Annotated in this window: 2 protein-coding genes and 1 pseudogene; all 3 read left to right on the top strand. The window is 63.5% G+C overall.

Translation table 11 applies throughout. The annotated features are described in order from the left end of the window. Positions 1-123: pseudogene (locus QCE83_RS34965) on the top strand (succinate dehydrogenase, cytochrome b556 subunit); the annotation flags it as partial. A 15-nt stretch (positions 124-138) separates the two neighbouring features. Next, on the top strand, positions 139-507 hold the full coding sequence (gene sdhD, locus QCE83_RS34960) for a succinate dehydrogenase, hydrophobic membrane anchor protein (protein ID WP_309821460.1): 369 nt from the start codon (positions 139-141) through the stop codon (positions 505-507). Between the two features lie 5 nt (positions 508-512). After that, positions 513-1,303: FAD-dependent oxidoreductase (locus tag QCE83_RS34955; RefSeq protein ID WP_309821459.1), on the top strand; the 791-nt coding region annotated here is incomplete at its 3' end.

Below are 1,303 nucleotides of genomic sequence, written 5' to 3'. Positions count from 1 at the left end.
CTGCTGCTCGATACGCACGTCGGCGTGAACAAGGAAGGCGGCAAGCAGAGCGCCATGATCGTGCTGATCGTCTCGCTGCTGCTCACGCTCGCGATGGCGCTCAAGCTGTTCGGCGCCTTCTAAGGAGTTTATAAAAACATGGCAACCCACAATCGAGTCGGCCCCAAGCGCCTGGTCGTCGGCGCGCACTACGGTCTGCGCGACTGGCTCGCGCAACGCATCACCGCCGTCGCGATGGCCGTCTACACCATCGTGCTGCTCGTGCTGTTCTTCGGCGCGCATAACTTCTCCTACGAAGGCTGGGCGGGCATCTTCGCCATGCAGTGGATGAAGCTTGCGACCTTCGTCGTCTTGCTGTGCCTGTTCTATCACGCGTGGGTGGGCATTCGCGACATCTGGATGGACTACGTCAAGCCCATGGGCCTGCGCCTGTTCCTTCAGGTGCTGACCATCCTGTGGCTCATCGGATGCGCCGGCTACGCCGCACAGATTCTCTGGAGAGTGTAAAGAACATGGCTGCAATCAAGACTTCCCTGCCGCGTCGTCGCTTTGACGTGGTCATCGTCGGCGCAGGCGGCTCGGGCATGCGCGCCTCGCTGCAACTGGCGCGCGCGGGGCTCTCCGTCGCCGTGCTCTCGAAGGTGTTCCCCACGCGCTCGCATACGGTGGCTGCACAAGGCGGCATCGGCGCGTCGCTCGGCAACATGAGCGAAGACAACTGGCACTATCACTTCTACGACACCATCAAGGGCTCCGACTGGCTCGGCGACCAGGATGCAATCGAGTTCATGTGCCGCGAAGCGCCCAATGCCGTTTATGAGCTCGAACACATGGGCATGCCGTTCGACCGCAATGCGGACGGCACCATCTATCAACGCCCGTTCGGCGGCCATACGGCCAACTACGGCGAGAAGCCGGTGCAACGCGCCTGCGCTGCCGCTGACCGTACGGGTCATGCGCTGTTGCACACGCTGTACCAGCAGAACGTCGCGGCCAAGACGCACTTCTTCGTCGAATGGATGGCGCTGGATCTGATCCGCGACGCCGAAGGCGATGTGCTCGGCGTGACCGCGCTCGAAATGGAAACCGGCGAGGTCTATATCCTCGAAGGCAAGACGACGCTGTTCGCCACGGGCGGCGCGGGACGCATCTTCGCGGCCTCGACCAATGCGTTCATCAACACCGGCGACGGCCTGGGCATGGCGGCGCGCTCGGGCATCGCGCTGCAGGACATGGAGTTCTGGCAGTTCCACCCGACGGGCGTAGCCGGCGCGGGCGTGCTGATCACCGAAGGCGTGCGCGG

Source organism: Caballeronia sp. LZ034LL (assembly GCF_031451215.1).
Lineage (GTDB): Bacteria > Pseudomonadota > Gammaproteobacteria > Burkholderiales > Burkholderiaceae > Caballeronia.
This window is presented reverse-complemented; position numbering and strand designations above follow the sequence as displayed.

Excerpts from the sequence above, each read along its gene's own strand:
- sdhD (WP_309821460.1), top strand. The coding sequence starts at position 139 with ATGGCAACCCACAATCGAGTCGGCCCCAAGCGCCTGGTCGTCGGCGCG.